Source organism: Nocardia brevicatena NBRC 12119, from assembly GCF_000308495.1.
GTDB lineage: Bacteria > Actinomycetota > Actinomycetes > Mycobacteriales > Mycobacteriaceae > Nocardia > Nocardia brevicatena.
Genome location: NZ_BAFU01000078.1, coordinates 26119 through 39073, shown reverse-complemented (window position 1 = coordinate 39073; position 12955 = coordinate 26119). Strand labels below are relative to the sequence as shown.

The 12955-nt window shown below is 66.2% G+C and carries 13 protein-coding genes; 9 read left to right on the top strand and 4 right to left on the bottom strand.

What is annotated here, in order from left to right:
* Position 1: 1 nt before the first annotated feature.
* Entirely contained in the window at positions 2-1555 is a 1554-nt protein-coding gene (locus tag ON20_RS22410; protein ID WP_051163129.1) for a carboxyl transferase domain-containing protein, read from the bottom strand.
* A gap of 149 nt (positions 1556-1704) precedes the next feature.
* Between ON20_RS22410 and ON20_RS22405 the strand changes: the two genes are divergently transcribed.
* The 3 genes from ON20_RS22405 (at position 1705) to ON20_RS22390 (ending at position 5173) form a co-directional block, all read left to right on the top strand.
* Entirely contained in the window at positions 1705-2334 is a 630-nt protein-coding gene (locus ON20_RS22405) for an SACE_7040 family transcriptional regulator (protein ID WP_040838331.1), read from the top strand.
* A 608-nt stretch (positions 2335-2942) separates the two neighbouring features.
* Positions 2943-4307 carry a cytochrome P450 gene (locus ON20_RS22395; RefSeq protein ID WP_083865139.1) on the top strand — a complete coding sequence of 455 codons (1365 nt, stop codon included), beginning with the start codon at positions 2943-2945 and terminating at the stop codon, positions 4305-4307.
* A 491-nt stretch (positions 4308-4798) separates the two neighbouring features.
* On the top strand, positions 4799-5173 hold the full coding sequence (locus tag ON20_RS22390) for a hypothetical protein (RefSeq protein WP_040838329.1): 375 nt from the start codon (positions 4799-4801) through the stop codon (positions 5171-5173).
* Between the two features lie 16 nt (positions 5174-5189).
* Here the strand turns inward: ON20_RS22390 and ON20_RS22385 are convergent, their stop codons facing one another.
* Complete coding sequence (locus ON20_RS22385) at positions 5190-5945, bottom strand: MmyB family transcriptional regulator (protein WP_157228947.1); 756 nt, start codon at positions 5943-5945, stop codon at positions 5190-5192.
* Between the two features lie 189 nt (positions 5946-6134).
* Between ON20_RS22385 and ON20_RS22380 the strand changes: the two genes are divergently transcribed.
* A complete protein-coding gene (locus ON20_RS22380; protein WP_157228946.1) occupies positions 6135-6986 on the top strand; it encodes a DUF6545 domain-containing protein in 852 nt (283 codons plus the stop codon).
* Between the two features lie 31 nt (positions 6987-7017).
* Here ON20_RS22380 and ON20_RS22375 read toward each other — a convergent pair whose 3' ends face one another.
* A complete protein-coding gene (locus tag ON20_RS22375; RefSeq protein WP_040838323.1) occupies positions 7018-7482 on the bottom strand; it encodes a helix-turn-helix domain-containing protein in 465 nt (154 codons plus the stop codon).
* Positions 7483-8079: 597 nt separating this feature from the next.
* Here ON20_RS22375 and ON20_RS22370 point away from each other — a divergent pair.
* Genes ON20_RS22370 through ON20_RS22360 form a run of 3 tightly spaced genes read left to right on the top strand, consistent with a single transcriptional unit; the run spans position 8080 to position 9637 of the window.
* The gene (locus ON20_RS22370) at positions 8080-8478 is read left to right on the top strand and encodes a phosphopantetheine adenylyltransferase (RefSeq protein ID WP_157228945.1); all 399 of its coding nucleotides are present in this window, start codon (positions 8080-8082) and stop codon (positions 8476-8478) included.
* Positions 8475-8840: a DUF4345 domain-containing protein gene (locus ON20_RS22365; RefSeq protein ID WP_086009050.1), complete on the top strand. Its 366-nt coding sequence runs from the start codon at positions 8475-8477 to the stop codon at positions 8838-8840. The genes ON20_RS22370 and ON20_RS22365 overlap by 4 nt, the downstream gene beginning before the upstream one ends.
* Before the next feature lie 14 nt (positions 8841-8854).
* Positions 8855-9637, top strand: coding sequence for an AraC family transcriptional regulator (locus ON20_RS22360; protein ID WP_245547394.1), 783 nt, complete (start codon positions 8855-8857; stop codon positions 9635-9637).
* Positions 9638-9827: 190 nt separating this feature from the next.
* Here the strand turns inward: ON20_RS22360 and ON20_RS22355 are convergent, their stop codons facing one another.
* Complete coding sequence (locus tag ON20_RS22355) at positions 9828-11213, bottom strand: MFS transporter (RefSeq protein WP_040838321.1); 1386 nt, start codon at positions 11211-11213, stop codon at positions 9828-9830.
* Positions 11214-11499: 286 nt separating this feature from the next.
* Here ON20_RS22355 and ON20_RS22350 point away from each other — a divergent pair, with 286 nt between their 5' ends.
* Both ON20_RS22350 and cobM read left to right on the top strand, forming a co-directional pair.
* Positions 11500-11922 (top strand): PPOX class F420-dependent oxidoreductase, encoded by a 423-nt coding sequence (locus ON20_RS22350; protein WP_040838320.1) that lies wholly within the window; start codon positions 11500-11502, stop codon positions 11920-11922.
* 125 nt (positions 11923-12047) lie between these two features.
* Entirely contained in the window at positions 12048-12806 is a 759-nt protein-coding gene (gene cobM, locus ON20_RS22345) for a precorrin-4 C(11)-methyltransferase (RefSeq protein ID WP_040838318.1), read from the top strand.
* The last annotated feature ends 149 nt before the right edge of the window (positions 12807-12955 follow it).

Here is a 12955-nt window from a genome sequence, read left to right as displayed (position 1 = left end):
ATCACATTCGGAAAACGCCGTAGGAGACCGGTTCCAGCGGGGCCTGCGCGCACACCGACAGCGCCAGCCCGAGTACCGTCCGGGTATCGGCGGGGTCGATCACGCCGTCGTCCCAGATCCGGGCCGTCGAATAGTAGGGGTTGCCCTGGTGCTCGTACTGCTGCCGGATGGGCGTCTTGAACGCCTCCCGATCGGCCTCGCTCCACGGCCGCCCGGAACTGTCGAGCTGATCGCCGCGTACCGTGGCCAGCACCGATGCCGCCTGTTCGCCGCCCATCACCGAGATACGGGCATTCGGCCACATCCACAGGAACCGCGGCGAATACGCGCGCCCGCACATCGAATAGTTGCCCGCGCCGTAGGATCCGCCGATCACCATGGTCAGCTTCGGCACGCGGGCGCACGCCACCGCGGTGACCATCTTGGCGCCGTGTTTGGCGATACCGCCGGCCTCGTAGTCGCGACCCACCATGAAGCCGGTGATGTTCTGCAGGAACAGCAGCGGGACCTTGCGCTTGTCGCACAGTTCGATGAAATGCGCGCCCTTCATGGCGGATTCGCCGAACAGCACACCGTTGTTGGCCACGATGCCCACCGGATGTCCGTGGATACGGGCGAACCCGGTGACCAGGGTGGTTCCGTATTCGGCCTTGAATTCGTGGAATCCGGGTTCGCCGGGCGCGTCGCCGTCCACGATGCGGACGATGACCTCGCGCACGTCGTAGGGGGTGCGCGGATCGACCGGCACCACGTCGTAGAGCTGTTCGGTGGGGGCCGCCGGTTCGCGGGCGGGCAGTACCTCCCACGGCGCGGGCGGTCGCGGGCCGAGTGTGGACACGATCCGGCGCACGATCCGCAGCGCGTCCCGGTCGTCGGCGGCCAAGTGGTCGGTCACCCCCGAGGTGCGTGAGTGGAGGAGGCCACCGCCCAGTTCCTCGGCGGTCACCACCTCGCCGGTCGCCGCCTTCACCAGCGGTGGGCCGCCGAGGAAGATGGTGCCCTGATCGCGCACGATCACCGCTTCGTCGCTCATGGCGGGCACGTACGCGCCGCCCGCCGTGCAGGAGCCGAGCACGGCCGCGATCTGCGCGATTCCCCGGGCGCTCATGGTGGCCTGGTTGTAGAAGATACGGCCGAAATGCTCCCGGTCGGGGAACACCTCGTCCTGGCGGGGCAGGAAGGCACCGCCGGAGTCGACCAGGTACACGCACGGCAGTTGGTTGTGCAGCGCCACTTCCTGGGCGCGCAGATGCTTCTTGACCGTGATCGGGTAGTAGGTGCCGCCCTTGACCGTGGCGTCGTTGGCCACGATGACGCACTCACGGCCGGAGACCCGTCCGACGCCGGTGATGATGCCCGCGCCGGGGCATTCGTCGTCGTACATTCCGTTCGCGGCCAGGGGGGACAGTTCCAGGAACGGGCTGCCGGGATCGAGTAGCTGATCCACGCGCTGACGCGGCAGCAGTTTGCCGCGGGCGAGATGGCGTTCCCGAGCCTTCTCCGGGCCACCGCGGGCGGTGCGTGCGAGCCGTTCGCGCAGGTCGGCGACCAGCATCGAATGTGCCGCCCGGTTATCGGCGGGGCCGCCGCCCGCGCCGAGGGGCGCGGTGTCGGCGGTATGGGGTGAGAGCGTCGTCATCGCGTCATCCTGTCGTTCAGTTAGTCGCTGATAACTGGAATTGAGGTTAATCTTGACTAACCGAGATGTCCAGGGCCGGCGGAAGGAGAGTGTTGGTGACCGATACCGAGCCCGCCCTGCCCACCCGCCGCGAACAGCAGAAGGCGCAACGGCGGGAGCAGTTGCTCGCCGCCGGCGCCCGGCTGATCGCCGAACGCGGATTCCTCGGTATGCGCCTGGACGATCTGGGCGCCGCCGTCGGTATCAGTGGCCCCGCCGTATACCGGCACTTCCCGAACAAGGAAGCACTGCTGGTGGAGTTGCTGGTCGGAGTGAGCCGGCGGTTGCTCGACGGCGGCACCGCGGTGGTGTCGCGGGCCGCCACACCGGAGGAGGCGCTGGCCGGACTGGTCGACTTCCATCTCGACTTCGCCCTCGGCGAGCCGGAGCTCATCAGCATCCAGGACCGCGATCTCGACAACGTTCCCCATGCCGCACGCCGCGAAATCCGCCGCACCCAACGCCGTTATGTGGAGGTCTGGGTGTCGGTGCTCCGTGATCTGTGTCCTGGGCTGGCCGATGACACCGCGCGGGTGCAGGCGCACGCGGTATTCGGTCTGCTCAACTCCACCCCGCACAGCACACGATCGGTTCGGAACGGTAGCAGGCCGGTCCTGCGGAAAATGGCACTGTCGGCGCTGACCGCATCGGGGTGAGCCCGCCGCGAACCGGAATTGTCGGTCTCGTCTTGTCGACCGGCACGACATCAATCAATTCGGTGTGGTTCGGCCTTCGGTGTCGGTCCCCTGGGGATTGGTGTCGATGGTCGGATGCTCCGGCGAGGCAGCGTATGGCCGGGCTGTCGCGCAAGCGTATGGCGGCCGGTGTGCCGCTCGGATCGGGTGCTGCCGGTGGACATGTGACAAAGAGCGATAGTTGACCTCGGCTTTTGGTCCGAGGAACGGGTCAGAGCGTTTCAAGGGTCGGTAGATGACCCCGGCGGGAAATGCTGGTTGGCCGGTGGGTGTCGGTCGTCGTCGATGCTGCGGGCGAGGTCGCGGGCGTAGGGGTCGAGAAGTCTGCGCAGTTCGACGTAGTGCGTGGGGATCGGACCGGATCGTCCGTGACCAGACGGTGTCGAATCGGTGCGACCGGTAGGTTCGGATTCCGGGGGTTTGCTGTGCGATGAGTGGAACTGCGGGTCGGGGATCTGCATCGCGATCTGCCCTGATTCGACGTCGAATTGTCCCTGATTCGACGTCGAACCAGGGGGCGGAAGGCCTACCATGAACCTTGTTGCACTTGTCTACCCCCGGGGTCCCTCATGAGTACGAACACTGCTGTTGGCTGCCCCGTACAGCGAGCATGGCCGATCATCGGCCACGGCCTACTACTACGACACAAACCATTGGAGTTTTTCGCCGAACTGCACCGCATGCCGGAGCCACTGGTGCGAATCCGGTTGGGCAGCAAGGACGCATACCTGGTGACCACACCGGAGTTGATCGATTCGTTGCTGCGCGGCAAACCGGCACACAGTGTCGAGAAGGGAGCGTTCTTCGAGGCTATGCGAGCACTGTTGGGTGACGGCCTGTCGATCTCGACCGAGCCCAAGCACATGCGGCATCGCCGTCTGATGGCGCCGGCCTTTCATCGCGAGAAAATCGCCGGCTACGTGCAGATCATGCAGCAAGAAGCCAACGCCATGGTCGACAGCTGGGGTGACGGTGTCCGACTGGAACTCGACGAGCAGATGCGAGTGCTGGCCATGCGGATCGTCGCAAAGGCATTGTTCGCCAGCGAACTCGGTGAAGAGGTGATCGCCGAGTCGCTGCGTTCGTTCCCGGTTATCGTCGAGGAGTTACCCAAACGCACACTGCTGCCCTGGCTGGCCCACGTCCCGCTGCGCAACCGCACGTTCGACGCCGCGGTGTACAGGCTCTCCGCTGCGATCGACCGTATCATCGCCGAATACCGAGCAAGCGACACCGACTACGGCGATCTGGTATCGATGCTGCTCGCGGCACGGTTCGACGACGGCACCGGACTCACCGATCACGAGCTCCACGACGAAGTGATGACACTCTATGCCGCCGGGTTCGCAACCACCGCCAACACCCTGGCTTTCGCCTTCTACGAGTTGACCCGGCGCGCCGACATACGGGAACGTGTCGAAAAGGAAGTCGCCGAGGTGCTACACGGCGGCCCGGTCACCGCCGACAATATCCGAAACCTCGAATACACCGAACGAGTAGTGGCAGAAACGCTACGCCGGTACGCACCCACATGGCTCGGCACCCGCGAAGCGATCGAAGAACTCGACCTCGGCGGGGTCACGCTACCCGCGGGCACCACACTCTTCTACTCGCCTTACACACTGCACAACGACCCGAAGTACTTCGACGAACCGGCACGGTTCGACCCCGACCGATGGACACCGCAATACCGCAAAGACGTGACCCGTTCCGGCGCATATCAACCCTTCGGCATCGGCAACCGAAACTGCATCGGAGAACCATTCGCCTGGTACGAAGCAGTCACCATTCTCGCCACGATTACCGCACGCACGCGCCTGGAACTGGCCCCAGAAGCCACCGGCCACGAAGTCGCACGTGCCACATTGGAACTTGATCACCTCCCCGTCACCGTCCACCTACGCGCCACGGCGCCGACCGCACCGCCGTCCTGAACGCCACCGAAAACCCGCCCTCACCGATATATTCGGTGGAACTACCTGGCGGACAGACCTTTCCGGGATAGCGATCACCACCGAGCGCACCGGGTGCGGCAGATGGTGAGCCGGCAGGACGAGATTTCCGTGCGCCTGCTGCGTTCGAGGGGCGAAATCAAGTGCCGGTGAGTCTCATCGTAGCCGTCGGTGCGCGGAAAGATTCCATTGACATTCATCGATTATTCCCTCAAAATTCCACATGAGGACCGACCGAGAAAGGTCTCTGTGCTTATGAGACGCAGCTTCCGCACCGCTCCGTATTCCACGTTCTCGCAGATAGAGCGGGTAAGGCAAGGTGCATGCAGCCCTACGTGGAAACTCTGTAGACCCACGGCGGCGGCCGGTCACCGGCCTGGCGCAGCCTACCACCGGGAACATGGCCGCGACGGGCGCCCGCACGGCTATACATTGTCCGGTGTACCATATACACGACTTCTGGCAAGGAAGCCATGACCTTCGAGCCGACGAGAACCGAGATGGTTCACTCCGACTATCATCTGCCGGTCTGGTTCGAAACCGGAACAGAAGACGGTCAACCGGCCTACCGTGTGGTTCGCATGAGCGGCCCTGAAATCTCTCTGACCTGTGAGGAAGGAAGACGGCTGCAATACACGTTCGACGAAATCACCCGACGGGCTCAAGCCGAGAAGTACGCAGCTGTCGCTGCGCTGCTCAGCGACAGCGACAGGTCCACCGCAGCGGAACCGCGGAAACGGCGTTTCGTCGAACTCGCCGAGCTCGCCGAGCAGGGCGCACGGTTCTATATCGTCTATCCCAACGCAAAGAGTCTGGAAGAGTTTCGACCAGACCTCCGGCACCGATGAGTGGCCGAGCGCACGATTACCCGGTTTCGTTCGGCAGGCCTATGTACAGGGCGCGACCCCACTGCGAAGTCGAACCGGCGACGACCAGCACGTCGTTCACGGCCACCTCGCGCTGCTCGCTCGCAGACCACACTCGTCGTAGTCCCGGACGCGCACGGTGCACTGTGCCGGTGTCCCACAGTTTCCGGAACGCGGGGATACCGGCAAGTCCATCGAGCAACTGACGGGCGCGTCCGCTGTTCTTGGTGTCCGCTGCGTAGACCCGCAATTGACCCACGATCACGAGCCCTTCCTCCTCCCAGTTCGGGGTCACCTTCCGAGCCCGTTCATCGGTGAACCACCAGTCAAGGATCGAGGGTGCATCGGCCAGTCCGGGCCACAGGGTTCGGAAGCGGATGTTTGCGTGGACGATTCGCCAGTCCTCGAGCCATGCCGCCGGTGTATGCGGGTCGATAACCTCTAGAATGCTCCGCTCGGCGTCCTCGGGTAGCCGCCACGCCACTGCCGTGGCGGGTACATATCCTGCGAGGACATCGAGATGTTCCCGCTCGTGCTGGGTGAGGCGGAACGCCTCTACAAGGCTGTTCAACACCGCTGGAGAGGGACGGTACGCGGGATCGCGTTGTTCGAGTTTCCTGATGGCACTGGGCGAGAGCTTGATTTTCTGGGCGAGGCCCTGCTGGGTCAGATTGGCTCGACGACGCCGTGTGAGGATGAACTCTGCAAGATCCGGCAGTGGCAGCCCTTCGCTCTGGTCGTCGTGTGTGTTCACGACCGCACGAATCCTTTCATCCTGAAGCATCTCTGCCGTGAACCAGTGGGTCATCGGAACTGCCACTGAGTTGGGGCAGTCGATCCTGTTGTTCCGGACACAGCCCGTTGGTTGGATGAACACTACATGTTCTTCGCCACGGCCATGGCGAGAACGCACGGCAGGTAGCGCAAACCAAAGGGGTGTGAGGTGCGACCACCTCGATCGACTCGGCGACAGTTCGAGTTGCTCGTCGAGCAACTCGAACTGTCGAAGAACTGGACGACACGCGAGTTCGTCGCGGCCGTCGAGCGGGTGCGGGGCCGCAGGATCGCGCTGCTGTGGTTGCCCAATGGGACACCGGCAGATCTATGCGGGCTGTGGCTCGCTCAAACGGACCGGGATGTGGTGCTTCGACGCCGCTCGTCGGACCCGGTTTACGATACGCACATCTTATGCCACGAAGTGGCGCATATGCTGCTCGATGACGGTATCTCCGGTTCGCCCGCCGAGCTGGCCACTCTGCTGACCGGAGCCGAGCTCAGGGATACCGACACCTCCGTCGTGCAGGCGGCCCGCAACAGCACCTACCTCGACCACGCCGAAGCCAAGGCCGAGGTACTGGCAACGATGATCATGACGCGGGGACGAGCCGAAAACCCGCAGGCGGATCGACGTGCACTGCACACGATGACACCGGCATGGCAAGACCTGACGGCAGTGGCCCCGCAAGTCGTATTGCCCCGAACCGACGACGGGTCGCAATGGTTGCCGAGCGAACAACTGCACCGGCGACAAGTGGAAATCCAGGATGCGGCCGCAATCGTCGGCCGTCGCACACACCCACTACCGGTGGAGCCGAACGCACTGGTCGAGGTCGACATCGCTGCCGACGAACGCGAGGACATGCGTCGTGTGCTCGCCTTGGTCGACGCGACACAGCGCGAGTGTCCACCATCGCGCCCTGCGGCCGGGGGACGGCTACCGGAAATACCCGACACCGCGACCATAGTGCGACTGTGGGGACAGGCAAAAACCTACTGGCACAACCGTTGTCGGTGAGTATCCGAGCCGGGGAGCGATCGGTGTGATGTCAGTCGTGGCGCGAATCGGGCAACGAGTTGAGGATGGAGATCAGCTGGTCGACGATCTCGGCGGGCAGCCTGAACTCACCGTCGCTGCCGGGATTGCGCGTAGCGATGCCCGTGATACCGGCCCGGTCCAGCGCCCTGGCCAACTCCACCCGGCGCTGGACATCTTCTTCGGTGTAGGTCTGCTTCCTCGCCTGCTTCTCCGGCACGAGTACGCCGTCACCGTGAAGTGCCTTCGAAGCACAGTTGGGCTTCAGGCCCAAGCCCTTCTCGATCTTCCGCAGAGTGGAGATGCGAGGCATGGGTGCGGTGCCGGCCTCGATCTCGAGCAGGCGCTTGGCCGATGGGCCGCCACGGCCATGGACTTCTTGCGGTGTCAGCCCTTCCCCGCGACGCTGCTCGTTCACGAGTCGTCCGAACCGCTTCAGCTTCGCCCTTTCGTCCCCGGGCGTCGCCTTTTCTTCCATAGTCCGCATGCTACCGGTCTGCATCGGACGAGGGAATAGCGCCGCAGCTCGTCCAACCTGCGCAGTACAAGCACGTTATCGGTACCAAGTCCCTTCCCTCCGTCCTTCCTGGTTACCCGAGTCGGAAGGTTCCACGGCCACCAGCGCCAAGGAGATTCCTAATATCTTCCCTTTATATTTCTTAAACACTCCCTATGGATTCGCGGTGCTGATCACGAACCTCCGCGACCATCCACACGCTCCTCACGCAACTCTTGTGGGTACTTCCTCGAACTCACAGGCTTCGTCCTCATGAGACGAAGCCTCCCGCGACATGCCGGGGTGATTCGGGCCCCTCAACGCAGTTCCACCAGACCGGCCACAAGCTCCCGCCGTTCGAGGGCCGGGGCGGCCACCGGGTAGCAGGCGGTAGCTCTTGCGGTGCTCGGCGTGTCGGAAGGATGTCCCTGGGCTGCTGCGCTGTCATCGCTCGGCCCGACGACCATCTCCACCAGGAATGACGACGCCGGCAGGGTCGCTGACCATCGGGTGCTCCGGATGTCAGGGTCCAGCAGGTTTTCGGAAGCGGTGCGGCGGGGGTTGCTCGACGATGATGAGGTGGAAACGAGATCGAATCGATGTGGTCGGGCGCTGCTTGTCGTGGTCGGGGTGGTGAACGCTGTGCCCGCGCTGGGGCTGGTGTCGGCGGAATGGATGCGGTCGGCCTATGGCCTCGGCCTCTCGAGCAATGACCTCGCGTTACTGCTACGGCACCGCGCGGTGCTGTTCGGGATGCTCGGAGCGAGCCTGGTGGTGGCCGCATGGCGACCTTGTTGGCGAGGTCCAACGGCCGCGGCGAACGCGGTAAGCCTGATGACCTTCCCGATACTGGCGCTCACGGCGGGGCCGGTGAATACGGCGCTGTTACGGGTGGCGGCGCTTGACATCGGTGCGGTGGCGGCCCTCTCGACCGGTGTGGTGCTGCTGCGCCGTAACCGGGGGAGCGCGCTGTGCTGAGGATTGTGGTGCTGGTCGTGATCGGCCTGCTGTTTGCCGGGATGGGTGTCTACGCGCTGGTCGCACCCGCTCGGCTCGCGGCCCCGTTCCGATTGGGTGTCACCACACCGGAGAGCCGGTCCGAGATTCGCGCAGTCTACGGCGGCTTCGGTCTGGCCATGGCAGTGACATTGTGGTGGGCGGCCACCGACACCGGAGGTCCCCGAACCGGTGCGGTGATGGCGGTCGGGGCAGCGCTGGCCGGGATGGCGGTGGGGCGAGTGGTCTCGCGTGTATTCGACTCCGCGACCCCGTTCTATCCGCTGAGTTTCTATCTGGTGGTGGAGGCAGTCGGCGCGGCCGCGCTCCTGGCCGTGGCATGAGGCACCATGAGGAGGTGGACACCGGGGCAGGTGCGGATCGGTCGACACCGACGATCTGGCTGTGGCAAGGAGGCGCGGCTTACCTCGGCCCATCCCTGCATCTGGACACGCACGCCACCGCCGTGCACTGTTTCGCGCTCGGTGTCGACTCTTCATTCACCCTCACCGTGGCCGGTGCGGAGAGCCGGGTACGCAGTGCGGTGATCCCGGCCCGCACCCCGCACCGGATTCGCGCGGGTACCGGTCGGATGCTGTTCTTCTGCCTCGACCCGGGCAGTACGGCGCCGTGCCCTGACGAAGCCGCCCTGCTCGCTCACCTGGCGGGGCGCCCGGACCCGGACACCCTGCGCCGCATGGTGCTCGGCGACACTCCCGTCGAACCCGCCGACCCGCGGATCGTCTGGGCGATGCGCAGGATCGCCGCCGACCCGGCCGGCAGCCCCGGCGCCACCGGCCTCGCCGCCGCGGTGCGCCTTTCGTCCTCCCGATTCCTGCACCTGTTCACCGCGCACTCCGGAACCAGCTTCCGCCGCTACCGGCTCTGGGCCCGGATGCTGCGGGTCGGCGCTGCCCTGGCAGCGGGGCAGGATCTCACCCGCGCCGCCACCGATGCGGGCTTCGCCTCGCCGAGCCACTTCAGTGACACTTTCCATGCCCTGTTCGGGCTTACCGCCTCCGATTTGCTCGCGGTGGGCAGCCGGATCGTGGTCGCGGAGGAATATGTCCCGCCGAAGACCCCCGGGCATACAAGACCGTGGAAAAAAAGTGTCTCGGTCGATCATCGGTATAACCGTTGAGCAGCCCGTGCCGCCGACCCCAGCGGGAATCTTCGCGGACACGCCGCTCGGCGGTGTGGTGCGGCCATGGCCGGTTCGACGCGGTGCCGTTCGGCCGAGTGCGGTACGAGCGGTTCGCCACGCACCGGCCGGCACCGGCGAGACGGCCGCGGAAGCACGCGCGACCGGCAGCCGCCTCGCATACGTATGGTCAGATGGTCGCCGACCTGTCCACCGGCTTCCGGACCACGGCATCGTGGCGGTCGATATCGGCCAGATCGAGACCGCGGGTTTCCCGGGCGAACCAGACCGCGACCACGGTGACGATCGAGGCGGCCGCCAGATAGCAGGCGATCGGCACCGAGGAATCGAAGACGTCGAGCAGCTTCACCGCGATGATCGGTGCCAGCGATCCGGCGACGATCGAGGTCACCTGATAGCCCACCGACACACCCGAATACCGCATCCGGGTCGGAAACATCTCCGCCATGATGGCCGGCTGCGGCGCGTACATGAGCGCATGGCAGACCAGTCCGATGGTGATCGCCGACAGGATCACCGGGCTGCTGCCGGTATCCATCATCGGGAAGGCGTAGAAGCCCCAGGCCGCGGTCGCGAGCGTGCCGACCAGGTACACCGGCCGCCGCCCGACCCGGTCGGAGAGCCCGCCCACCAGCGGGATCGCCACGAAATGCACGGCGTGCGCCACCAGCAGCCACCGCAGGATGGCGGAGGCATCCATATCGAGCTGCACCTTCAGATAGGTGATGCTGAAGGTGACCACCAGGTAGTACATGATGTTCTCGGCAAAGCGCAGCCCCATGGCGGTGAGCACCCCGCGCGGGTAGCGCCCGATCACCTCCAGCACGCTGAACGAGGTGGCCCGCACCTGCTCGGCCTCCCGCCGCGCGGTGACGAAGATCGGCGCGTCGGTGACCTTGGTGCGCACGTAGTAGCCGATCAGAACCACCACCGCGGACAGCCAGAACGCCACCCGCCAGCCCCAGGACAGGAACGCGTCCTCCGTCAGGGTCGCGGTCAGGGTCAGCAACACCACCGTGGCGAGCAGGTTGCCGCCCGGAACACCGGCCTGCGGCCAGCTCGCCCAGAACCCCCGGCCGCGGTTCGGACTGTGCTCGGCCACCAGCAGCACCGCGCCGCCCCATTCGCCGCCCACCGCGAACCCCTGGAGGAAGCGCAGCAGCACCAACAGCGCCGGGGCCGCGTAGCCGACCTGGTGGTAGGTGGGCAGACACCCCATGAGGAAGGTCGCGGTGCCCACCAGCACCAGACTGAACTGGAGCAGTTTCTTGCGCCCGTACCTGTCTCCGAAATGTCCGAACACCACCCCGCCCAGCGGCCGGGCGGCGAAACCGACCGCGTAGGTGAGGAACGCGCCCAGGATCGCGTCGAGTTCGCTGGTGTCGTCGGGGAAGAAGATCTTGCCGAACACCAGCGTCGCGGCGGTGCCGTAGAGAAAGAACTCGTACCACTCCACCACGGTCCCCGCCATGGACGCGGCGACCACCCGCCGCAGTCCGGTCGGGGCCTGCTCGGATTCTCCGTCGGCCCGTAGCGACTCGTCCCGCACGCTCATCCACTTACTCCCTCATCGAACAGTGGCGGCCATCGAGCCGACCGCCACAGCGAGTATCGGACCGTGTGCGCGGTTTTTCTCGCGAAACGGTGGACCCTCTCGACCGGTGGACTCGGCGTCGCCCCTCCGCCGGGTATCGCTCGGCCGCCGGCGGTGGCCTCTTTCCACCGGCCGAGCGGGCCCGTTCGCCGGGTCATCGAGGCACCCGTGAACCACCGATGCGGCTTCGCGCGACGCGGCCGGCCGCGTCGCGCGCCTCTCGAGGCACTACGCCTAGGCTGCCCCTATGGCCTCACTCTCCGATCCCCAGGTGCGCGAGTTCCTCACCCACGGCACACGGACGGCCAAGGTGGCCTTTGTGGCGAGCGACGGACGTCCGGTGGTCGCGCCTGTGTGGTTCATCCTCGACGGGGACGAACTGGTGTTCAACACCGGCAAGACGACCGGGAAGGGCAAGGCGTTGATCCGGGACGGGCGGGTCGCGCTGTCGGTGGATCTGGAGGAGCCGCCGTATGCGGCGGTCCTGATCCAGGGCACGGTGGCCCTGTCCGAGGACTCGGATGAGCTGCTGCGCACCGCCACCGAGATCGGCGGTCGGTATATGGGCGCCGACCGCGCCGAGGAGTTCGGCCGGCGCAACGGCGTGCCCGGGGAGCTGGTGGTGCGGGTACGGCCGACGAAGGTGACCGCCTTCTTCAGCGCGGTCTGAGCGTCGGGTCCCGGTCGGCCTCCGCATCGCAGGCGCGGTCGAGTGGACGGTGGGCCCGCCGGGTGGGTGGGTGCGGCGGGCGCGCACGTCACGAGGCCACACGGGCGCCCACTTACACTCCTGGCATGACCGTGCATTTCATCGGGGCCGGTCCCGGTGCCGCCGATCTGCTGACCGTGCGCGCGGTCGGGCTGTTGCGCGACTGTCCGGTGTGCCTGTATCCGGGGACATATCTGGATCCGGGAGTGCTGGCGCACTGCGCGCCCGAAGCGGAGCTGATCGATACCCAGCGGCTGGACCTGGACCAGATCACCGCGCACCTGGTGCGCGCGCACGCGGCGGGGCGGGATGTGGCCCGGCTGTGCTCGGGTGATCCGTCGCTGTACTCGGCGCTCACCGAGCAGACCCGGCGCCTGGACGCCCACGGCGTCCCCTGGGACGTCACCCCCGGTGTCCCCGCCTACGCCGCGGCGGCGGCCCTGCTCGGCACCGAGTTGACCGTTCCCGAGGTCGTGCAGTCGGTGGTGCTCACTCGGACGTGGGCGCGGTCCACCGCCATGCCGGACTCCGAGGCATTGGTGGAATTCGCCCGTACCCGCGCCACCCTGGTGCTGCACCTGGCGATAACCCGAACCCGGGAGCTGGCCGCGGAACTGGCGGGACACTACGGCCCGGATTGTCCGGTTGCCGTCGTGTACCGGGCGAGCCAACCCGACCAGGTGGTGCTGCGGGGCACCCTCGCCGATATCGCCGACCGGGTCGAGGCCGCGGGCCTGCGCCGGGCGGCGGTGATCCTGGTCGGCCGGTCGCTCGCGCCGAGGGTCGAGTGCACGCAGTCGCATCTCTATGATCCGGGGCGCGACCGCGGGCCACTCGGGGTGTGATCTGCCCGACCCTCGGGGCGGGGGACCGAGGCGGTTCGCCGGTGCCCGGGCACCGCGCGACCGGCCGTCGCGCCGCAGGCCGTCCGCCCATCCGAACCATGTGCCTGCGGTGATGTTCAACCGCTATGGACGTTTGTTGGTGGCGGGGG

Coding starts and splice junctions, on each gene's coding strand:
- ON20_RS22410 (WP_051163129.1), bottom strand. CDS start 1,555: ATGCTGGTCGCCGACCTGCGCGAACGGCTCGCACGCACCGCCCGCGGT.
- ON20_RS22405 (WP_040838331.1), top strand. CDS start 1,705: ATGTCCAGGGCCGGCGGAAGGAGAGTGTTGGTGACCGATACCGAGCCC.
- ON20_RS22395 (WP_083865139.1), top strand. CDS start 2,943: ATGAGTACGAACACTGCTGTTGGCTGCCCCGTACAGCGAGCATGGCCG.
- ON20_RS22390 (WP_040838329.1), top strand. CDS start 4,799: ATGACCTTCGAGCCGACGAGAACCGAGATGGTTCACTCCGACTATCAT.
- ON20_RS22375 (WP_040838323.1), bottom strand. CDS start 7,482: ATGGAAGAAAAGGCGACGCCCGGGGACGAAAGGGCGAAGCTGAAGCGG.
- ON20_RS22355 (WP_040838321.1), bottom strand. CDS start 11,213: ATGAGCGTGCGGGACGAGTCGCTACGGGCCGACGGAGAATCCGAGCAG.
- ON20_RS22350 (WP_040838320.1), top strand. CDS start 11,500: ATGGCCTCACTCTCCGATCCCCAGGTGCGCGAGTTCCTCACCCACGGC.
- cobM (WP_040838318.1), top strand. CDS start 12,048: ATGACCGTGCATTTCATCGGGGCCGGTCCCGGTGCCGCCGATCTGCTG.